This window comes from Streptomyces sp. NK08204 (assembly GCF_020400585.1).
GTDB lineage: Bacteria > Actinomycetota > Actinomycetes > Streptomycetales > Streptomycetaceae > Streptomyces.
This window is the reverse complement of sequence record NZ_JAINVF010000011.1, coordinates 1-19,356: the sequence shown is the minus strand read 5'-3', so window position 1 is coordinate 19,356 and position 19,356 is coordinate 1. Positions and strand designations below refer to the sequence as shown.

General features: G+C 71.6%; 18 protein-coding genes and 1 tRNA gene. 9 read left to right on the top strand and 10 right to left on the bottom strand.

Features of this window, described 5'->3' with window-relative positions; translation table 11 throughout:
• Positions 1 to 71 precede the first annotated feature (71 nt).
• The 3 genes from K7G59_RS18580 to K7G59_RS18570 form a co-directional block, all read right to left on the bottom strand.
• Entirely contained in the window at positions 72 to 908 is an 837-nt protein-coding gene (locus K7G59_RS18580; RefSeq protein WP_308295056.1) for an aldo/keto reductase, read from the bottom strand.
• Between the two features lie 106 nt (positions 909 to 1,014).
• Positions 1,015 to 2,841: a long-chain fatty acid--CoA ligase gene (locus K7G59_RS18575; RefSeq protein ID WP_225835609.1), complete on the bottom strand. Its 1,827-nt coding sequence runs from the start codon at positions 2,839 to 2,841 to the stop codon at positions 1,015 to 1,017.
• A 397-nt stretch (positions 2,842 to 3,238) separates the two neighbouring features.
• A complete protein-coding gene (locus tag K7G59_RS18570; RefSeq protein ID WP_225835606.1) occupies positions 3,239 to 4,774 on the bottom strand; it encodes an MFS transporter in 1,536 nt (511 codons plus the stop codon).
• 167 nt (positions 4,775 to 4,941) lie between these two features.
• On the opposite strand from K7G59_RS18570, the gene K7G59_RS18565 reads away from it, so the two are divergent.
• Positions 4,942 to 5,925, top strand: a complete 984-nt coding sequence (locus K7G59_RS18565) for an Lrp/AsnC family transcriptional regulator (protein WP_225835604.1) — start codon at positions 4,942 to 4,944, stop codon at positions 5,923 to 5,925.
• Positions 5,926 to 5,962: 37 nt separating this feature from the next.
• Here the strand turns inward: K7G59_RS18565 and K7G59_RS18560 are convergent, their stop codons facing one another.
• The gene (locus tag K7G59_RS18560; RefSeq protein WP_225835925.1) at positions 5,963 to 6,832 is read right to left on the bottom strand and encodes a LysR substrate-binding domain-containing protein; all 870 of its coding nucleotides are present in this window, start codon (positions 6,830 to 6,832) and stop codon (positions 5,963 to 5,965) included.
• Between the two features lie 133 nt (positions 6,833 to 6,965).
• Here K7G59_RS18560 and K7G59_RS18555 point away from each other — a divergent pair, with 133 nt between their 5' ends.
• Positions 6,966 to 8,000, top strand: a complete 1,035-nt coding sequence (locus K7G59_RS18555) for a bile acid:sodium symporter family protein (protein ID WP_225835602.1) — start codon at positions 6,966 to 6,968, stop codon at positions 7,998 to 8,000.
• On the opposite strand, the gene K7G59_RS18550 is transcribed toward K7G59_RS18555, so the two are convergent.
• Positions 7,950 to 9,827 (bottom strand): sialidase family protein, encoded by a 1,878-nt coding sequence (locus K7G59_RS18550; RefSeq protein WP_225835600.1) that lies wholly within the window; start codon positions 9,825 to 9,827, stop codon positions 7,950 to 7,952. The genes K7G59_RS18555 and K7G59_RS18550 overlap by 51 nt on opposite strands.
• A gap of 114 nt (positions 9,828 to 9,941) precedes the next feature.
• Positions 9,942 to 10,859 carry a zinc-binding dehydrogenase gene (locus K7G59_RS18545; protein WP_225835598.1) on the bottom strand — a complete coding sequence of 306 codons (918 nt, stop codon included), beginning with the start codon at positions 10,857 to 10,859 and terminating at the stop codon, positions 9,942 to 9,944.
• A gap of 127 nt (positions 10,860 to 10,986) precedes the next feature.
• Here K7G59_RS18545 and K7G59_RS18540 point away from each other — a divergent pair, with 127 nt between their 5' ends.
• A complete protein-coding gene (locus tag K7G59_RS18540) occupies positions 10,987 to 11,424 on the top strand; it encodes a MarR family winged helix-turn-helix transcriptional regulator (protein WP_225835596.1) in 438 nt (145 codons plus the stop codon).
• Between the two features lie 19 nt (positions 11,425 to 11,443).
• Entirely contained in the window at positions 11,444 to 11,971 is a 528-nt protein-coding gene (locus K7G59_RS18535; protein ID WP_225835593.1) for an isochorismatase family protein, read from the top strand.
• Positions 11,972 to 12,316: 345 nt separating this feature from the next.
• Here K7G59_RS18535 and fdhD read toward each other — a convergent pair whose 3' ends face one another.
• Positions 12,317 to 13,165 carry a formate dehydrogenase accessory sulfurtransferase FdhD gene (gene fdhD, locus K7G59_RS18530; RefSeq protein ID WP_225835591.1) on the bottom strand — a complete coding sequence of 283 codons (849 nt, stop codon included), beginning with the start codon at positions 13,163 to 13,165 and terminating at the stop codon, positions 12,317 to 12,319.
• A gap of 195 nt (positions 13,166 to 13,360) precedes the next feature.
• Between fdhD and K7G59_RS18525 the strand changes: the two genes are divergently transcribed.
• Positions 13,361 to 14,308 (top strand): beta-ketoacyl-ACP synthase III, encoded by a 948-nt coding sequence (locus K7G59_RS18525; RefSeq protein WP_225835589.1) that lies wholly within the window; start codon positions 13,361 to 13,363, stop codon positions 14,306 to 14,308.
• Positions 14,309 to 14,321: 13 nt separating this feature from the next.
• Complete coding sequence (locus tag K7G59_RS18520) at positions 14,322 to 14,621, top strand: hypothetical protein (RefSeq protein ID WP_225835580.1); 300 nt, start codon at positions 14,322 to 14,324, stop codon at positions 14,619 to 14,621.
• Between the two features lie 41 nt (positions 14,622 to 14,662).
• On the opposite strand, the gene K7G59_RS18515 is transcribed toward K7G59_RS18520, so the two are convergent.
• Positions 14,663 to 15,937 (bottom strand): low temperature requirement protein A, encoded by a 1,275-nt coding sequence (locus K7G59_RS18515; protein ID WP_225835574.1) that lies wholly within the window; start codon positions 15,935 to 15,937, stop codon positions 14,663 to 14,665.
• A 254-nt stretch (positions 15,938 to 16,191) separates the two neighbouring features.
• Between K7G59_RS18515 and K7G59_RS18510 the strand changes: the two genes are divergently transcribed.
• Positions 16,192 to 16,276: transfer RNA gene (locus tag K7G59_RS18510), tRNA-Leu, on the top strand.
• A gap of 37 nt (positions 16,277 to 16,313) precedes the next feature.
• Entirely contained in the window at positions 16,314 to 17,042 is a 729-nt protein-coding gene (locus K7G59_RS18505) for a hypothetical protein (RefSeq protein WP_225835572.1), read from the top strand.
• Between the two features lie 40 nt (positions 17,043 to 17,082).
• On the opposite strand, the gene K7G59_RS18500 is transcribed toward K7G59_RS18505, so the two are convergent.
• Positions 17,083 to 17,496, bottom strand: a complete 414-nt coding sequence (locus K7G59_RS18500; protein ID WP_225835571.1) for a type II toxin-antitoxin system VapC family toxin — start codon at positions 17,494 to 17,496, stop codon at positions 17,083 to 17,085.
• The gene (locus K7G59_RS18495; RefSeq protein ID WP_225835569.1) at positions 17,493 to 17,756 is read right to left on the bottom strand and encodes a CopG family transcriptional regulator; all 264 of its coding nucleotides are present in this window, start codon (positions 17,754 to 17,756) and stop codon (positions 17,493 to 17,495) included. Before K7G59_RS18495 ends, K7G59_RS18500 begins: the two co-directional genes overlap by 4 nt.
• 197 nt (positions 17,757 to 17,953) lie before the next feature.
• On the opposite strand from K7G59_RS18495, the gene K7G59_RS18490 reads away from it, so the two are divergent.
• A complete protein-coding gene (locus K7G59_RS18490) occupies positions 17,954 to 19,291 on the top strand; it encodes a DUF2254 domain-containing protein (RefSeq protein ID WP_225835568.1) in 1,338 nt (445 codons plus the stop codon).
• Positions 19,292 to 19,356: the final 65 nt, after the last annotated feature.

Below are 19,356 nucleotides of genomic sequence, written 5' to 3'. Positions count from 1 at the left end.
GCCGTCCGCCGCGCCGTTCGGGCGCGGGCGGACGGTCGCCGTGGAGGCGAGTGAGCACCCCGAGGCGTCAGTCAGCCGATGTCGAAGGTGGCCGGGTCGGGGCCGATACGGCGGTCCTCGTTCAGCGCGCTGATCGCCGCGAGGTCCTCGGTGTCCAGGCTGAAGTCGAACACATCGATGTTCTCCCTGATCCGTGACGGCGTCACGGACTTCGGGATCACGAGGTTGCCGAGCTGGATGTGCCAGCGCAGCACGATCTGGGCCGGGGTGCGGTTGTGCTTCTGCGCGATGGCCACGATCGCCGGCACCTCCAGCAGGCCCTTGCCCTGCCCGAGCGGCGACCAGGCCTCGGTGCGGATGCCCTGCTCGGCGTGGAACTCACGGGCCGCGTGCTGCTGCAGATGCGGGTGCAGTTCGATCTGGTTGACCGCCGGGATGACGGAGGTTCCGGCGATCAGCCGCTCCAGGTACTCCGGAAGGAAGTTGGACACGCCGATCGCGCGGACGCGGCCGTCGCTGTAGAGCTTCTCGAACGCCTTGTACGTCTCCAGATAGGTGTCCCGGGACGGCAGCGGCCAGTGGATCAGGTACAGGTCGACGTACTCCAGCCCCAGCTTCCGGAGCGAGGCGTCGAAGGCACGCAGTGTGGAGTCGTACCCCTGGTCGCTGTTCCAGAGCTTGGTGGTGACGAAGACGTCCTCGCGGGGAAGGCCGGAGGCGGCGATCGCCTTGCCGGTGCCCGCTTCGTTGCCGTAGATCGCCGCGGTGTCGATGCTGCGGTACCCGGCCTCCAGCGCCGTGGCGACGGCCTGCTCGGCCTCGTCGTCCGGCACCTGCCAGACACCGAAGCCCAGCTGGGGCATCTCGACGCCGTTGTTGAGGATGATCGGGGGGACCTTGCTGCTCACGAGCCTCTTGATCCTTCGGTTGTCGACAGGTGATACCACCATCGTCAACGATCAGGCGTCGATGCGCATTCCTGGGCGCACCCCGCCCGGGGGCGGGTCGGGTGCGTCAGGCCCGGTACAGGGCCTCCACCTCGGCCTCGTAGGCCTTCTCGATCGCCCTGCGCTTCAGCTTCAGCGACGGTGTCAGCAGGCCGTGTTCCTCCGTGAACGGCTGGGCGAGGATCCGGAAGGTACGGATCGACTCGGCCTGGGAGACCAGGGTGTTGGCGGCGACCACCGCACGCCGTACCTCCGCCTCCAGGTCGGGGTCGCGCACCAGCTGACGCGAGGTCAGCCCCGGCTTGCCGCGCATCTGCAGCCAGTGCTCGACGGCCTCCTGGTCGAGGGTGACCAGGGCGGCGATGTAGGGGCGGTCGTTGCCGACGACGATGCACTGGTTGACCAGCGGATGGTCGCGGACCCGCTCCTCCAGGACGCCCGGGGAGACGCTCTTCCCGCCGGAGGTCACGAGGATCTCCTTCTTGCGGCCGGTGATGGTCAGATAGCCGTCCTCGTCGAGGGAGCCGAGGTCGCCGGTGGCGAGCCAGCCCTCGTGCAGCGTCTCGTCGGTGGCCTTCTGGTTGTTGAGGTAGCCCTGGAAGACGCTGCCGCCGTGCAGCCAGATCTCCCCGTCCTGCGCGATGTGCACGGTCATGCCCGGGACGGGCCGGCCGACCGTGCCGTAGCGGGTTTGCTCGGGCGGGTTCGCGGTCGCCGCGCCGGTCGACTCGGTCAGCCCGTACCCCTCGTATATCTGCACGCCCGCGCCCGCGAAGAACAGCCCCAGCCGACGGTCCATCGCCGATCCACCGGACATCGCGTTCCGTATCCGGCCGCCCATCGCCGCGCGGACCTTCGCGTACACGAGCTTGTCGAACAGCTGGTGCTGCATGCGCAGCCCCGCCGACGGGCCGGGCCCGGTGCCCCAGGCCTTGGCCTCCACCGCCTCCGCGTACTTCACCGCGATGTCGACGGCCTTCTCGAACGGGGCCGCCTTGCCGTCCTTCTCCGCCTTGCGCCGGGCCGCGTTGAACACCTTCTCGAAGATGTACGGCACCGCGAGGATGAACGTCGGCCGGAACGCGACGAGGTCGGGCAGCAGGGCGGCGGCGTGCAGCTGCGGCTGGTGCCCGAAACGCACCCGGCCGCGGATCGCGGCGACCTCCACCATCCGCCCGAAGACGTGCGCGAGCGGCAGGAACAGCAGCGTGGAGGCCTCGTCGCCCTTCTTGGCGTGGAACACCGGCTCCCAGCGGCGGATCACCGTGTCCGCCTCGCACATGAAGTTGCCGTGGGAGAGGACACAGCCCTTGGGGCGGCCCGTCGTCCCCGAGGTGTAGATGATCGTGGCGACCGAGTCGGGGGTGACGGCCTGCCGGTGCCGGTGCACCACCTCGTCCTCCAGATGCGCCCCGGCGTCGTACAGCTCCTGCACGCAGCCCGCGTCCAGCTGCCACAGCCGGCGCAGCCGCGGCAGCCGGTCGATGACCGTGGCGATGGTCATGGCGTGGTCCTCGTGCTCCACGATCGCCGCCGACACCTCGGCGTCGTACAGCATCCAGAAGCACTGATCGGCCGAGGACGTCGGATAGACCGGCACCACCTGGGCGCCGATCGTCCACAGCGCGAAGTCGAACAGGGTCCACTCGTAGCGGGTGCGGGACATGATGGCGACCCGGTCGCCGAAGCGGATGCCGCTCGCAAGGAGTCCCTTGGCGAGCGCGAGGACCTCGTCACGGAACTCCGCCGACGTCACGTCCCGCCACTGCCCGGACTCGTCCTTGCGGCCGAGCGCGACGTGCCGGGGGTCCGTCAGGGCATGGTCGAAGACGACGTCGGCCAGACCGCCCGCAGGCGGCGGCGACACCACCGGAGGGTTGGTGAACTCGCGCAAAGCCGCTCCCTGGTCCCTCGCTCCTCGGTCATGTGCGTGTCGCTCCCCACAGCGCGGTGAAAGCTACCCCACGCGCACACCGGGCGGGAGGGGTGCGGAAACACAGCAAACCCCATCTTTCTCCCGTCCGCCGACCGGAAAATGCCCGCACATGGGGAACGGCAGGACACAATACTGACGAGTCAGTAAGTTCCGGCACCCTAATCTCCACCGAATCTGTACCTGCCGGTTACGCCCCCGGTGCCCCGGCGCCGCGGCGTCCGGGAACGGTCGACCGAACGCCGCGAGGGCGGCCCGCCGGTGCCCCGGGCCGCCCTCGCCGTACCGTCACGCCGCACCTCGGCGCGCCCGGCCGTGACCGTTCGCACCGTCGGCCACCCACGCGCTGCCTCACCGCCTACCCGCGCGGCGCCCCCGCCTCCGCGCGCACCGGCTCGGCCGCCGGTGCCACCGCCCCGGCCGCCGGCCGCCCCGCGCGCACCAGCAGCAGCACCGCGGTGCCCGCCGCGAGCCCCGCGAGCCCGGCGACGACGAGCGCCCCGTTCAGACCCGAGGCGAACGCGGCCCGCAGGGCGTGGTCGCCCATGCCGCCGCGGAGGGCCGCCGCGCCGCCGCCGGCCAGGGCGTGGGCGGCATCGCGGGGGAGCGGGCCGGTCATCCGGGAGGTGAGGACGGTGCCGAAGACGGCGACCCCGAGCGCGTACCCGAGCTGCCTGACCGTGTTCACCGCACCGCTCGCCATCCCTGCCTGCTCCGCCGGCACCGCCGCCAGCGCCGCCCCGGCCGCCGTCGGCGCGACAAGCCCGGTGCCGATGCCGACCAGCACGAACCCGGGCAGCAGGGCCGTCCAGCCGGAGCCCGCGTCCAGCACCGCCTGGCCCAGCGTGCCCGCACCGACCAGCAGCAGCCCGCCACCGATCGTCAGCCACGCCGGCACCCCGTGCAGCAGCCGCCCCACCAGCAGCGCGACCACCATGGACACGGCCGTCATCGGCAGCAGCGTCAGCCCGCCGCGCACCGGCGACAGCCCGAGCAGCGTCTGCATCCAGATCGACAGATACGCCACCGAGCCGAACGCCACCCCGTTGAACGCGAACGAACCGAGCAGCACCCCGGCGAACGCGGGCCTGCGCAGCAGCGACAGATCCAGCAGCGGACGCACCGCCCGCCGCTCCACCAGCACGAACACCGCCAGCGCCACCGCGGCAGACCCGAACGCCGCGAGTGTCACCGGATCCGTCCAGCCGTCGTCGCCGGCCCGCACCACCGCATACGTCGTGCCGCCCGCGAACGCCGCGAAGGCCGCCGTACCCGGCCAGTCGACCCTCGCCCACGCACCCGGCTCCGCCGACGCACCCGGCCCGGCCTCGGCGGACGCACCGCGGGACTCCGGAACCGTCCGCAGCGTCAGCCACACCGCGGCGACACTCACCGGCAGGTTCACGAAGAAGATCCACCGCCAGCCCGGCCCCTCGGCGATCAGCCCGCCCAGCACCGGCCCCACCGCCGCGGCTGCGCTGCTGACCGCGCCCCACACACCGAAGGCCGCCGACCGCCGCCGCCCGTGATAGGCCGAGCCCAGCAGAGGCAGCGTGGTGGCGAGCATCGCCGCCGCGCCCACCCCCTGCACCGCCCGCGCCGCCACCAGCAGCCCCGGTCCCGACGCCAGACCGCACACCATGCTCGCGCCCGCGAACAGCGCCACACCCGCCACATGCACCCGGCGGCGCCCCACCATGTCGGCCGCGGCACCCACGCCCAGCACCAGCGCGGCCAGCGCGAGTGCGTACGCGTCCACCACCCACTGCAGCTCGCCGAGCGACGCGTGCAGCGCCCGCGCCATGTCCGGCAGCGCCACCACCACGATCGTCACATCCAGCAGCAACATGAACGTGCCCAGGCACACGGCCGTGAGCGTCCCCCAGGTCCGCATGATCCCTCTCCCCCTCCGCGGCCGTCCGCGTCCGTCACGTCCGTCACGTCCGTTCGTGTCCGTTCGCGTCCGCCCCTGTCGATCCCTGTCGCTCCATACGATGTCCATGTCACGACCGAACAGTGGCCAAGAAGGCCCTGGACCGGAGAAATCCGACAGGAGAAGCCATGCTCGAGATGGAATCCGACACCTTCGACGAGCTGGACCTGAAGCTGCTGTCCGCGCTGGAGATCGACGGCCGCGCCTCCTTCCGCCGCATCGCCGCGGTGCTCGGCGTCTCCGACCAGACGATCGCCCGCCGCTACCGTCGGCTGTGTGCGCAAGGGGGCCTGCGGGTCGTCGCCGTGCGCGACGCCGCACGGCTCGGCCAGGACCAGTGGATGCTCCGCCTGCGCTGCGCCCCCGACGGCGCCGCCGTCATCGCCGACGCGCTCGCCAAACGGCCCGACACCCAGTGGATCGGCCTGGCCTCCGGCGGGACCGAGATCCTCTGCCTGACCCGGCCGCGCAGCCCCTCCGACCACGACGACCTCCTCCTCGGCAAACTGCCCCGCACCCCGAGCGTCGTGGAGATCCGCGCCCTGCAACTCCTGCACCGCTTCCACGGCGGCCCGGACGGCTGGCTGCGCAAGTTCCGGGCCCTGACCGACGAGCAGATCGCCGCCCTGCGCCCCACCCCGGCCGGGACGCCTGCCGCCCCGCTACGGCTGGAACCCGAGGACGCCCCGCTGCTCGCCGCTCTGGAGCGCGACGGCCGCGCCACCTACCCCGAGCTCGAACGCCTCACCGGCCGCTCCGAGTCAGCCGTCAAACGCCGTCTGTCCGCCCTGATCGCCTCCGGCGCCGTGTACATCGACGTCGAGTACCACACGGAGATCCTCGGCTACTCTGCGGCGGCCATCCTGTGGATCACCACCACGCCCGGTGCCCTGCACACGGTCGGCCAGACCCTCGCCGGACACGACCAGGTCGCTTTCGCCTCCGCCACGGCGGGCCCCTCCCACATCGTCGTCACCGCCGTCGTCCGCGACACCGCGGACCTGTACGCCTACCTGAGCGGCCCGCTCGGCGCCCTGGACGGCGTCCAGCACGTGGAGGCCACCCCGTTCCTGCGCCGGGTCAAGCAGCTGACCTACCGCGCGGGACGCTGACCTGCCGCGCGAGATGCCGGCGCGCCGCGAGCGGTCGTCAGCCGACCCGCCGCCGCAGCCGCTCGCCGCCCGCGAGGACCGCCGCGGCCAGCGCGTTCGCGGCGTCCTCCGCCGCGCCCCGGCGCCGGCCATGCACGAGGACGAAGTCGACCTTGCCCAGTTCGGGCAGGCCGGCGCGGTCCGGCAGCCGGAACAGGCCGGGCGGGATCAGCCGCCGGGAGTGGGCCATCACACCGAGTCCGGCCCGCGCCGCCGCGATCAGTCCATTGAGGCTGCCGCTCGTGCAGACGATCCGCCACGGCCGCCCCTGCTCCTCCAGCGTCTCCAGGGCCCGGGCCCGGGTGATGCCCGGCGGGGGGTACACGATCAGCGGGACAGGCCGGCCGGCCTCCAGACGCAGCCGCTCGGCGCCGATCCACACCAGGTCGTCGCGCCACACCAGCTCGCCGCGGGGGTCCTCCGGGCGCCGCTTGGCCAGCACCAGGTCGAGCTTCCCGGCGGCCAGCTGCTCGTGCAGGGTGCCGGACAGTTCCACCGTCAGCTCCAGGTCGACCTCGGGGTGGTCGTAGCGGAAGCCCTCGAGGATCTCCGGCAGCCGGGTGAGGACGAAGTCCTCCGAGGCGCCGAAGCGCAGCCGCCCCCGCACCCGGGTGCCGGAGAAGAACACCGTCGCCTGCTCGTGCACCTCCAGGATCCGGCGGGCGAAGCCGAGCATGGCCTCGCCGTCCTCGGTCAGCTCCACCGAGTGGGTGTCCCGGGAGAACAGCTGGCGTCCCGCCGCGTCCTCCAGCCGGCGCACGTGCTGGCTGACCGTCGACTGACGCAGCCCGAGCCGCCGGGCGGCCTGGGTGAAGCTCAGCGTCTGGGCGACCGCGAGGAAGGTGCGCAACTGCGTCGGGTCGTACACGAAGTGCAGCATACGCAGTCATCGTCGATCGTGATGACAGTCAGAGTGGTGTACGGGATTCCCGATCGGCGTGCGGAGGGCGACGATGGACACACACGCACAGCGACGGACACGCACAGCACATCGGAGCACCGTGAAACGCCCTCACTGGCCGAGTTGGATGCCGATCGACCCCTACATCGTGCTGCTGCTCGGCACGGTGGGCCTCGCCGCGCTGTTCCCCGCCCGGGGCACCGGCGCCGACGTGGCCTCCGGTGCCTCCACGGCCGCGATCGCCTTCCTCTTCTTCCTCTACGGCGCCCGCCTGTCCACCCGTGAGGCCCTGGACGGGCTGCGGCACTGGCGACTCCACACCGCCGTCCTGGCCTGCACGTTCGTCGTCTTCCCGGTGCTGGGGACCGGCGCGCGCGCTCTCGTTCCGGCGCTGCTGACCCATCCGCTGTACCAGGGCCTGCTGTTCCTGACCCTGGTGCCGTCCACGATCCAGTCGTCCATCGCCTTCACCTCGATCGCCCGCGGCAACGTGCCCGCCGCCATCTGCGCGGGCTCCTTCTCCTCCCTCGCCGGCATCGTCCTCACCCCGCTGCTCGCCGCGGCCCTGCTCGGCGGCAGCGGCGGCGGGTTCTCCGCCGACTCGCTGGTGAAGATCGTGCTCCAGCTGCTCGTGCCGTTCCTCGCCGGGCAGCTGGCGCGCCGGTGGATCGGCGCCTTCGTCGCCCGGCACAAGAAGGTCCTCGGACTGGTCGACCGCGGGTCGATCCTGCTGGTCGTCTACACCGCGTTCAGCGAGGGCATGACCCAGGGCATGTGGCACCAGGTCAGCCCCGCGCGCCTCGCCGCGCTGCTCGCCGTCGAGGCCGTCCTGCTCGCCGTGATGCTCGCCCTGACCTGGTACGGCGGCAAGGCCCTGGGCTTCGGCCGGGCGGACCGGATCGCCATCCAGTTCGCCGGCTCGAAGAAGTCCCTCGCCTCCGGGCTGCCCATGGCGAGCGTCCTGTTCGGCGCCCACGCCTCCCTCGCCGTGCTGCCGCTGATGCTCTTCCACCAGATGCAGCTCATGGTGTGCGCGGTCATCGCCAAACGGCGCGCCCGCGACCCGGAGGAGGCCCCCGGCATCTCAGCCGCTCACCTCGTCCAGGGGCAGCCACAGCACAGTGTCCTGCGGTGAGCGCAGCGCCTTCGGGTCGGACAGCTCCTCGTCGGTCAGCGCCCGGTCCCAGACGTGCACCTCGTCGATCGCTCCGGTGAAGTAGGCACGGCTGTCCATGCGCTGACCCACATGCACCCCGAAGGGGGAATTACGGCTGACCGACCCCGGTACGCCGGCCACGGACCACTGCGTACCGTCGACGGACAGCGACAGCCGGCCGCCGCCGCGGCGGAGCGCCAGGTGGTGCCAGCGGCCGTCGTTGTACGCGGTGTCCGAGCGCACGGACACGCTCCGCGCCGGGGTGGCGCCGCTGCGCACGGTGATCAGGCCCTGGATCCGGTTGTTCGCCGGCTCGCCACGCACCCACACCTGCGGCTGACCGGTGCCGATGCCACCCATCCACATCAGCGGCTGCTCCCCGCTCCTGGCCGTGTACCGGAACCACAGGCTCGCCGTGAAGTCCTTGGTGGCCAGGGGAAGCCCGTCCCGGTACGGCAGGCGTACGGCGTCGTCGGCGCCGTCGAACTCCAGCGCGCCGCCGAGGACGCCGTCCGTCTCCTCGGCGTCGCCGAGCACCGCGGCGGGGCGGGCATACGGGGCGAGGTCGGGGGTGACCGGGTCCGGGCCGCGGCGCGGCGCGAGCCAGTCCTCGGTGAAACGCGCGAACCGGATCTCGTCGCGCGCGTCCACCGCGCCGCCCTCGTACATCAGGCCCACGGTGTCCTCGTCGGCGCGCACCAGGTCGGAGTAGCCCGACCAGTCCGTGGTGACGACCGTGCCGCGGTCCACGCTGTCCCAGGTGCGTCCGCCGTCGTAGGAGGACCGGATCATCATCGTGCGGCGTCGGTCCGGGTCGGCGGGGCAGGCGAGCAGGATGCGGTCGCCCAGCCGCAGCATCGAGCCCTGCACTTGCGGGGTGTACAGGTCGGGCAGAGCGCGGAAGGGTGCGGCGAAGCTGGAGCCGCCGTCGCGGCTGACCGCCTCGGTGCGGTGGCCGAGGTCGGTGCCGTCCTGCTCTCGGCCGCTGACCAGGAGCGAACCGTCGCCGCGCTCGACCAGGGTCAGCTCGGAAGGCTTCTGCCGGAAGGTGCCGTCGGCGGCGATCGGCCAGGTGTCGGTGGCGCCGATCCGCCAGTGGCCGCCGTCGTCGTCGCTGACGATGAGCGCCGCGTGGTTGGCGGTGACCCGGCTGCCGTCCCATGTCTCGGTGTTGACACCGAAGACCAGCCGGCCGGCGTACCGGCCGCGGGTGAGCTGGACACCGTGCACGGGGCCGGTCGCGTACCAGGAGTTCCAGTCGGCGGGCAGGATCTCGGGGCTGAGGTCGCGGGGCTCGGACCAGGTCCCACCGTCGTCGTCGCTGTACTGCAGGTGGGGGGTGCGGTCGCAGGGCACGGAGCAGCCGGCGCCGTCCTTGCGGCCCGTGTTGTACGTCTCCGCGAGCCAGATCCGGCCGGTGTCGCGGTCCACGAGGGGTGCCGGATTGCCGTGTGTGTCGCCGGCTCCCTCGTTGACCACCTGCAGCGGGCCCCAGGTGCGGCCGCCGTCGGTGGAGCGCTTGAGGACGATGTCGATGTCGGCCGCGTCCCCGCAGTTCAGGACCCGGCCTTCGGCGAACGCCAGCAGCACCCCGTCGTTCGTCCGTACGATCGCCGGGATGCGGAAGCAGGCGTAGCCCGGATCCTGGGTGGCCCTGAACAGGACCTGCTGCTGGAACGGCGCCGGCTGCGCGGCGGGCTGGGCCTGCGCGGGGTGCGGTGCGACGAGCGGAACAACCAGCAGCGCCGTGGCGGCGGCCGTGGCGGCCAGGAGAGATCTGAGACGGACGCGAAGACCTGACGGCATGGTGCGACCTGCCCTTCGTCGGCCGGGTATGGACATCCGGACATCCCATGTCCAAACGTGCGCCCCATCGACGGTAGTGGGGGGCCTCACCCTCAGCAATAACCGTGCGGGCACTCACGGGCGCAGGACCACCTTGCCGAGGTTGGCCCGCGACTCGATCACCGCGTGGGCCCTCGCCGCGTCCCCGAGGGTGAACTCGCCGTGCACGGCGGGCCGGAGGATCCCCTCGCCGTACAGCCGCCACAGCTCCTGTCGCCACCGCTCGTACAGCTCCGGCCGGCCGCGGGCGATCAGCGCCATCTGGAACCCGATCACCGACTTGGCGCCCACCAGCAGGTCGTACGCCCGGATCGCGCCGCCGCCAGAGCTGTAGGCCACCAGACGGCCGTGCGGGGCGAGTGCGGCGAGGGCGGGGGTGAGCAGGTCACCGCCGACCCCGTCCAGTACACAGTCGACGGGCTCTCCCCAGCTGTCGTCCGCGTACTGCACGCAGTCGTCCGCGCCGAGGGAGCGGACGAAGTCCGCCTTGGCCGGGTCGGAGACGGCGCCGATCACCCGGCCCGCACCCCGAGCCCGCGCCAGCTGCACCGCCAGGTGCCCGACACCGCTCGCCGCAGCCGTGACCAGGACGGTCTCACCGGGGGCGGGCCGCGCCGCCTCCAGCGCGCCGAAGGCCACCAGGCCGCTGCGCACCAGTGCGACCGCGTCGACGGCGCCGACCCCCTCCGGTACGGGGGAGGCCATGGTCTCGTGCAGTACGGCGAAGTCGGCGTACCCGTGCCCGAAGCACAGCCCGGTGACCCGGTCGCCGGTGCCGAAGCGGGTGACGCCCTCGCCCACCGCCACCACGCGGCCGGCGATCTCGCCGCCCAGCGGGATCGGCTCGGCGGCCTCGGTGACCTTGCGCACCACCGGCAGCGTCACACCGACCGCCTTGCAGCGCACCAGCAGTTCGCCGGGTCCGGGTGCGGGGACGGGGGCCTCTTCGAGGAACAGCGGACCGCCGGTGCTGTCGTACCGGACACGGCGCATCGCAACCTCCAGTGGCCGGACGGACCCGGCCGATCATCGCGGGGAGTACCCATAGATTCATTGGTGATCCCAACGGTAATCGGAAGGTCGTAGGGAAGTCCAACGATTTCTTCGGTAGGCTGTCGGCATGGCCGAAGCACCCCTGTCCGAGATCCGCTCCCTGCCCAGCTGGCTCCTCGGCAGGGCCGCCGCGCGCGGTCGCGGCCTGGTCGCCGACGCCCTCGCCGTCGAGGGCATGAAGATGTGGCACCACGTGCTGCTCTCCGCCGTCCGTGATCTCGGCCCCGTCGCCCAGGCCGACCTCGGCCGCAGCGTGGGGCTGGACCCGAAGGACGTGGTCGGCGTCCTCAACGACCTGCAGTCCGCCGGGCTCGTCGTCCGCGCCCCGGACCCGAGGGACCGCCGCAAGAACGCGGTCACCCTCACCGACGACGGAGCCCGCCTGCTCACCCGCTGCGAGCAGGCGGCCCGCGCGGCCAACGACGAACTCCTCGCACCTCTCTCCGCGGCCGAACGCGATCAGTTCACGGCCCTGTTGATCCGGATCTCCGGCACGGACGGCTGACAACGGCTAACGTTCCGTCATGACCGCAGCTCCCCCGCTCGATCCGCAGCGCACCGCCCTTGTCCTCGTCGACCTGATGGAACGCATGGTCGCGCTGCCCCTGGAACCCCGCAAAGGCGCCGAAGTCCTCGCCACCGCAGAGGAGCTGGCGTCGGTCTTCCGGTCGGCCGGGGCGCTCGTCGTACTCGTGCGCGTCGAGCGGCCCTCGGTCGCCGAACAACCGCCCGGCAGTGGGCTGGTGCCCGGCCTGGCACGGGAGGGCGACCTGGAGATCGTCAAGCGGACGATCGGCGGCTTCCAGGGCACGGGCCTGCACGAGCGGCTGAGTGAACGCGGCATCACCACCCTGGTGTTCGGCGGCATCGCCACCAACCTCGGTGTGGAGTCCACCGCCCGCGCCGCCGCCGACCTCGGCTACCGGCTCGTCTTCGCCGAGGATGCCATGACCGCCTTCACCGCCGCCGAGCACGAGGCGTCCACCCGGCTCGACTTCCCGAGGCTCGGCACCGTCGCGACGGCCGATCAGCTCCGGTTCGCGGCCGACTGACCCATGTCGGAGCCCGGTCCGGACGGCGCCTTGCGGCCGGACAGTCTCTGCGTGGTCCGGCGGCGTCTGCGTGGTCCGGCAGCGTCTGCGTGGTCCGGCAGCGTCTGCGCGGTCCGGCAGCATTCTCCGGGCCGGGCAGCATTCTCCGGACCAGGCAGTATTTCCGGACCGGGCAGCAACTCCGTGGCCGGGAGCGCCTTCGTGACAGGGCAGCGCCTTCGTGACAGGGCAGCGCCTTCGTGACAGGGCAGCGCCTTCGTGACAGCGGCACCCCTGATGGCAGGGGGGACCTCCGTGACGGACGCTCCCCGCCGTCCGCGCCGCCGCCGTGCCGCGGGGCAGCGGTCAGCCCTGGGTGGGCACAGCCTCCAGGGCGACGCGGTCCTCGCCCGCGTACACGTTCATCGAGCTGCCCCGCAGGAAGCCCACCAGGGTCAGCCCGGTCTCGGCGGCCAGGTCCACGGCGAGGGACGACGGCGCCGACACCGCCGCGAGCACCGGAATGCCCGCCATCACCGCCTTCTGCGCCAGCTCGAACGAGGCCCGCCCGGACACCAGCAGGATCGTCCGCGACAGCGGCAGATCCCCGTTCTGCAGGGCCCGCCCCACGAGCTTGTCGACCGCGTTGTGCCGGCCCACGTCCTCCCGCACGTCCAGCAGTTCCCCATCCTCGCCGAACAGGGCCGCCGCGTGCAGGCCACCCGTCCGGTCGAACACCCGCTGGACCTCCCGCAGCCGGTCGGGCAGGGCTGCCAACAGCTGCGGGGTGACCCGGAGGGGAGGAGTGTCGGCGATCGGCCAGCGTGCCGTCGTCCGCACCGCGTCCAGGCTGGCCTTGCCGCACAGCCCGCAGGACGAGGACGTGTAGACGTTCCGCTCCAGCGTGAAGTCGGGCAGGGCGACGCCCGGGGCGGTCTTCACATCGACCACGTTGTAGGTGTTCGAACCGTCTGCCGTCGCCCCCGCACAGTAGACGATGTTCTGCAGATCGCAGGCGGCGGCCAGAACTCCTTCGCTCACCAGGAAACCGGCCGCCAGCGCGAAGTCGTCACCGGGCGTGCGCATCGTGACGGCGAGGGGCTTGCCGTTGAGCCGGATCTCCAGGGGTTCCTCGGCGACGAGCGTGTCCGGACGGGTGGAGACCGCTCCGTCCCGGATGCGGAGCACCCTGCGTCGTTCCGTGACTCGTCCCATGTCCTGATCAGCCCCGGTTCCGTGCGTGCTGGTTCACGGTCTCATTGTCCTGCACATGGAGCGTGAGGTCGCACACGCCTTGAGGAAGCCGACAACCGCCGGGTCCCTTTCCTGTGGCTTCACCTGCCCTCGTACCCACGGGTCACCGAACACACTGGTGAATCCCGCTACCCAAGGCAACGAGGGGATACGTCCATGAACGGCTCGCGCATCACCGCCATCGGTCACTACCAGCCCGCCCGGGTGCTCACCAACGACGACCTGGCCGGCATGGTGGACACCAGTGACGAGTGGATCCGCAGCCGCGCGGGCATCCGTACCCGGCACATCGCGGGCCCCGACGAACCCGTCGACGAACTCGCCGCGTACGCCGCCGCCAAGGCCCTCGCCGCCGCCGGACTCACGCCGGACGGCATCGACCTGGTGCTGGTCGCCACCTCCACCGCTATCGACCGCTCCCCGAACACCGCCGCCCGGGTCGCGGCCCGGCTCGGCATCCCGCGGCCGGCCGCCATGGACGTCAACGTCGTCTGCGCCGGGTTCACGCACGCCCTCGCCACCGCCGACCACACCGTCCGGGCCGGCGCGGCCACCCGGGCGCTCGTCATCGGCGCCGACAAGATGTCCCAGATCACCGACTGGAGCGACCGCAGCACCTGCGTCCTGGTCGGCGACGGGGCGGGGGCCGCCGTGGTCGAGGCCTGCGCACCGGGGGAGGAGCCGGGGATCGGACCGGTGCTGTGGGGTTCGGTGCCGGAGATGGGGCACGCCGTGCGGATCGAGGGCACCCCGCCCCGGTTCGCGCAGGAGGGGCAGAGCGTCTACCGCTGGGCCACCACCCAGCTGCCGTCCATCGCCCGCCGTGCCTGCGAGAAGGCCGGCATCGACCCCGCCGACCTCGCCGCGGTCGTCCTGCACCAGGCCAACCTGCGCATCATCGAGCCCCTCGCCCGGAAGCTCGGCGCCGTCAACGCGGTGGTCGCGCGGGACGTCACCGAATCCGGCAACACCTCCGCCGCGAGCATCCCCCTCGCCCTGTCCAAGCTGATCGAACAGGGCGCGGTCCGCACCGGCGACCCGGCGCTGCTGTTCGGCTTCGGCGGAAACCTGTCCTACGCCGGACAGGTCGTCCGCTGCCCATGAGCGGGCCCTTGGCATGTTCGTCCGGACCACCGCAGGCATCGGTGTCCGAGCCAGGCCGGATCGCCCCGGCCCGCTGCGCGACCGTGTCCGCGAGGCGCTGCAGCGGCTGAACGCCGAGGGCTGCTACCGCACCCCGGGGGCCGGTCTGCGCGGCGGCACCACGTGGTCGGAGCTCCGGCAGTCGGTGGACACGATCACCGGACGGCGATCAGCAGCTCGCCGGCCGCCTGATGCACGACGCACCGAACGCACCGAGCGCACCCGACACGCCTGCCACGCCTGCCACGCCTGCCACGAGAGCGCCAAGACCTGATCCCGCCGCCCGGGGCGGGTCGCTTCAGATCCCGGCTGCTCTCATGCCCCGGCCGGGTGCTCGGCGCGGGCCGGTGACGCGCACCGGCGGGCCTCCACTGCCAGCATGCCGACCAACACGGCCACGAGCAGCAGGAGTTCGGCGTAGACCGGGAGCCGGACGGCGGCCGGGGCGGTCGCGAGGGCGAGCAGGGCCGTGGCCGCGCGATGACGAACCGGCCGCAGTCCCATGGCCGTGCGGAAGGCCGCGTCGCCCGCCAAGAACAGAGCCACCCCGCCCGCAAGGGCCAACGCGGGCCCCCAGTGCGGGTGTTCGTCCAGGTGGCCCAGCGTCTTCTTGAGGCCTGCCGCGAGGTAGGCGATACCGAGGAGCATCGGCAGGAAGGCGTAGTAGTAGGCGTTCATCGCGAGCCGCCAGCGCTGCGGGGCGGGGGTGGCACGGAACGCTGCCTCCGCAGCCTCCTCGTCCCGTACGAAGTACGTCCACCACATCGCGACCGCGAGGGCGAGCGCCAGGAACGCCCCGCAGAACAGGCCCGGCGTGAGCGGCAGATCACCGATGCCGACACCGATGGAGATCACGGACTCGCCGAACGCGATGATCAGCAGCAGCCCGTGGCGTTCCACGAAGTGCGCCGGATCCAGGCTGCCCAGCTGCTCCCGCATCGCCGCCGCACTGCGCCCGTCCCGGCGGCCGGGACCGTGCTCGGCGACGAACGGGGTCACGAACTGCAGCCCGAGCGCGAGCACCCACAGGCCGTCCGCCGCGAACCCGTCGACCAGGCCTGCGCCGGTCACCGACAGGGCGGCCAGCGCGTTCGAGGCGCCGTACCAGACGGAGTCCCAGCCGTGGCTGCGCGTGTACAACGCGGTGTGGACGACGACCACCAGGAGGAAGCCGAGGCCGAAGACCACGCCGGTGTCGTCGAAGACACGCGGGATCGCCAGCGCGCACACCAGGAAGCCGGCCATGCCGAGCATCAGCAGCAGCCGTCTCGACGGCCGGTCGGGCGGCACCTGGTTGGTCAGGTAGGCATAGGCGCCGTACATCCAGAACAGCACGACCAGGATGAGCGCCACCCGGGCGGCCGTCGCGAACGACAGATTGTGCGCCAGCAGCACCGTCAGCTGGGTGAGCGTGAAGACGAAGACGAGATCGAAGAAGAGCTCGAGACTGGTGACGCGACGCCCCGGCTCCTCGTCGTCCGGGACTGGCGGCGCGGTGTCCGGCGGCGTGATCCCTGACGGCGTGATCCCGGGTGTCGGCCCGGGCGGTATGGGCCCGGACTGTGCGGCACCCACACGTGTGGCGTCCATACGGTGTTCCCCCTCCGCGATCGTGAGCAGATCGTAGAGCCGGGACACAGCAGCCGGCCGCCTGGGAGCTTCCCGGCCACCGACGTCGACTCGTGACCGGCCGATCACGGTTCGTGCACGGCCGCCATCGCCGTGCCGCCGTCGCCCCGGACGCCGTCCCCGGGGCGGATACGCAGGTGAAACGCACTCCGAAACCTTGGTATTGTTATCCATGTCGCCGCGGGGAACAGCCCCGGTAAGGCGACAGACACCTAGTCCGGGTGGCGGAATGGCAGACGCGCTAGCTTGAGGTGCTAGTGCCCTTTATCGGGCGTGGGGGTTCAAGTCCCCCCTCGGACACAACGATTGACGATACGGAGACGAGGGCCTCGACCTTATGGTCGCGGTCCTCGCTGCGTTCGCAGGTAATTTCGATCCCGAAGGCTTCATGGGGCGGGCCTCTCTTGTCCGCGCCTGCCGCATGGATGCACTGTGCAATCGCTTCGATACTTTCAGCGATCTGCCGGTGCGTCCCGAGGAGGCGGTTGCGCTGCCGGACTGCCGCCTGCCGCGGAGCGGTTGGAGGCAGTTGATCCTGTATCGCACTCGGTCGCAGGCCGGTAAACGGTGGACCGACAGTGGTGAGTACCACGACGAGCGCGGGCTGAAGAACCGCCCGCCAGGGGAAGCGCGGGCGGTGCCGCTGCCGCCGCATCTTGTGGCGATGCGGAGGGGGCATGTCACCGCGTTCGGTGCGGCCGACGATGGGCGGTTGCTCTTCCAAGCAGGGCCGGGTCATCAGTTGCATCACCTATCACCGGGTCTGGCACGAGACCCGGGAGTTCGCCCTGTCTCCCGCTCTCACGAGGCCTTCGCTCGCGAAGCGGCCGTACGATCTGCGGCACTCGGCACTCGGCACTCGGCGCTGTCCGCGTGGCTGTGCGCGGGAGCGGGAGCGGGAGCGGGTGCGGACCCGGCCGAGGTCGCCGAGCGGGCGGGGTGCAGCGTCGAGGTCCTGCTGAGCCGGTACGCGAAGTGCCTGTACGACCCGCAGTCCGTCAACAATCAGCGCATCGAAGAGCTCCTGAGCTCCTGCGACCAGCCACCCGAGCCTGATGGCGAGTAGAGGCAGGGCTGAAGGGGGCCCTGGCCGACGAGCGCCTGGGTCAGATCTTGATCACGGTGGCCTGGCCGCTGCACAGGGGAGTCAGGTCCTCGGGGTCCGAGGTGAGGATCGTGACGGGGCCGGGGGCGGCGAGGGCGGTGGCGCTGAGCATGGCGTCGATGGCGTGCTTGTGGCCGTGCAGGCCGGTGCCGGCGAGGAGGGCGGCGGCGTGCCGGGCGATCGGCTCGGTGACCGGCTCCACGATGAGGCGGGAGAGGGTCCGCTCCAGGGCGGGGCGATTGATCCGGGGATGGACCACCTCGACCAGGGTGGCCGCAGACGTGATCACCCTCAGGTCGTCGGCGCGGGCCAGGGCGAACCAGCCGGTGACCGTACGGTCGCGCAGCACGGCCTTGGACAGCCCCTCGCTGTCGAGGACCAAGGTGCCGCCGGGTACGGCGGGAGAGCGGGTCACGCCGCGTCCGCCCTGCCGCGGGTCTGCTCGAGGCGGTTCTGGTGGAGCTGGTCGCGCAGCGCCTGGATCTCCTCGTCGGTGACGGGGCCGTGCTCGGCCTCGGCGACCTGGATGAGCTCGTTGAGGTTGTCGCGTTCGATCTGCCGGGCGACGGCGGCGGCCACGTAGGCGGACAGGCCGGAGGGACCACTGCGGGCCTTGGCGGCCTCAGCGATGTCGCGCGGCATGGTGATCGAGTACTTGCCGGTGGGCTCGCTCATGCCCTTTATCCTCCCTCCAATCCTCCTTGAGTCATCCGTCCGTCTGCCCGCTATGGGGTGACCCGATGAGCAGGGGTGACCGAGGGCGCGGACTGCTCGGAACGCCGTGATCTCAGGGAGCGTGATCACTTGGACAGTCGACGCGCACGTCAGATACTGGCCATACCCGGCCAAGCACCGACGTGCGGGGGTTGCCCATGATCCGACGTGATGCGCTGGCGGAGTACGTTCGCGGGTCGCTGTGGGTGCTTCCCACCCTGTCCGTGATGGCCGCACTGGTCACCGGGGCGCTGCTGTCCCTCATCAAGACCGGCTCGGGCTCGCCGCTGGCGTTTCAGGGGACCGCCGACGATGCCCGGACGCTGTTGATCGGGATCACCGGGACGATGGTGACGGTCATCGCCGTGCTGCTGGGCCTGGCCGTGGTCGCGCTGCAACTGTCGTCCACCCAGTTCTCGCCGCGGCTGCTGCGCAACTTTCTCCGCGACCGGCCCAATCAGATCGTGCTCAGCGTCTTCGTGGCTACCTTCGCCTACAGCGCGGCAGGTCTCTACACGGTCGGTGTTTCGGGAGGGGGCCGCTCCGAGAACTTTCCCCGGTTTGCGGTGAGCGGCGCGCTCGTGCTGCTGTTCGTCAGCCTCGGCCTGCTGGTGTTCTTCGCCGACCATCTAGTGCACTCCATCCAGGTCGACGCGATCATGAACGTGGTGGAGCGCAACACCGTCCACGTGATCCGCGACGGGGTGTTCGCGGGTGGCGAAGCTGTTGTCGAGGTGCCGGAGTGGGCCGTGGCCATTGCCTCCCACCGCTCCGGGTACGTGCAGGTGGTGCGCCCGCACCTGCTGCTGCGGACCGCGGCCGAGCACGGTGTCTGTCTGCGGCTGCGGCCCCGGGTGGGCGAACACGTCGTCGCGGGAACGACACTGGCATGGGTCTGGCGGGCTTCACCGCATGATCCCGCTCCGGCCCCTCATGAGTTCTCGCAGGTGATGGACGCCGGCGTCCGTATCGGATTCGAGCGCACCCTGGAACAGGACGCTGCGTTCGGAATCCGGCAACTGGTCGACGTCGCCTGCAAGGCGCTGTCTCCGGCGGTCAACGACCCGTACACGGCGGTGCAGGCCATCGACCACCTGTCCGTGATCTTCTGTGTGCTCGCCAGGCGCCCCCTGGGCAACCACGTCGTCCGCGACGCCGCTGGGGCCGTGATCATTCCCGGGCGGCGGTTTCCGGAATACCTCGCCGTGATGTGCGGGCTCATCCGACGCTACGGAGCCCGCGAACCGACCGTCGCGCATGCCCTGCTCCGCCTGCTGCACAACTGCGCCGCCGTGGTCGCCGACGATGCCGAGCGGTCGACGGCGATCGAGGAACAGGCCCGCGTCGTCATCGCCGACGCCGAGCGAGAGGTGGCGCAGCCGACCGACCTCGCCCTCGCCCACGCGGAGGCGGAGGCCGTCCGCCGGCAAGTGGCCAGGAACCGTTCGACCGTTCACACCCCCGACAACCGACCAGACGGGCCACCGACTCCCTGACCGGACCGGCACCTCGGCGCATGAGGTGCTCCAACAGCTACTGAGGTTCTCGGGTCGTCGTCGTT

Excerpts from the sequence above, each read along its gene's own strand:
- K7G59_RS18570 (WP_225835606.1), bottom strand. The coding sequence starts at position 4,774 with ATGCGGACCTGGGGGACGCTCACGGCCGTGTGCCTGGGCACGTTCATG.
- K7G59_RS18565 (WP_225835604.1), top strand. The coding sequence starts at position 4,942 with ATGCTCGAGATGGAATCCGACACCTTCGACGAGCTGGACCTGAAGCTG.
- K7G59_RS18550 (WP_225835600.1), bottom strand. The coding sequence starts at position 9,827 with ATGCCGTCAGGTCTTCGCGTCCGTCTCAGATCTCTCCTGGCCGCCACG.
- K7G59_RS18545 (WP_225835598.1), bottom strand. The coding sequence starts at position 10,859 with ATGCGCCGTGTCCGGTACGACAGCACCGGCGGTCCGCTGTTCCTCGAA.
- K7G59_RS18540 (WP_225835596.1), top strand. The coding sequence starts at position 10,987 with ATGGCCGAAGCACCCCTGTCCGAGATCCGCTCCCTGCCCAGCTGGCTC.
- K7G59_RS18535 (WP_225835593.1), top strand. The coding sequence starts at position 11,444 with ATGACCGCAGCTCCCCCGCTCGATCCGCAGCGCACCGCCCTTGTCCTC.
- fdhD (WP_225835591.1), bottom strand. The coding sequence starts at position 13,165 with ATGGGACGAGTCACGGAACGACGCAGGGTGCTCCGCATCCGGGACGGA.
- K7G59_RS18525 (WP_225835589.1), top strand. The coding sequence starts at position 13,361 with ATGAACGGCTCGCGCATCACCGCCATCGGTCACTACCAGCCCGCCCGG.
- K7G59_RS18520 (WP_225835580.1), top strand. The coding sequence starts at position 14,322 with ATGTTCGTCCGGACCACCGCAGGCATCGGTGTCCGAGCCAGGCCGGAT.
- K7G59_RS18515 (WP_225835574.1), bottom strand. The coding sequence starts at position 15,937 with ATGGACGCCACACGTGTGGGTGCCGCACAGTCCGGGCCCATACCGCCC.
- K7G59_RS18505 (WP_225835572.1), top strand. The coding sequence starts at position 16,314 with ATGGTCGCGGTCCTCGCTGCGTTCGCAGGTAATTTCGATCCCGAAGGC.
- K7G59_RS18495 (WP_225835569.1), bottom strand. The coding sequence starts at position 17,756 with ATGAGCGAGCCCACCGGCAAGTACTCGATCACCATGCCGCGCGACATC.
- K7G59_RS18490 (WP_225835568.1), top strand. The coding sequence starts at position 17,954 with ATGATCCGACGTGATGCGCTGGCGGAGTACGTTCGCGGGTCGCTGTGG.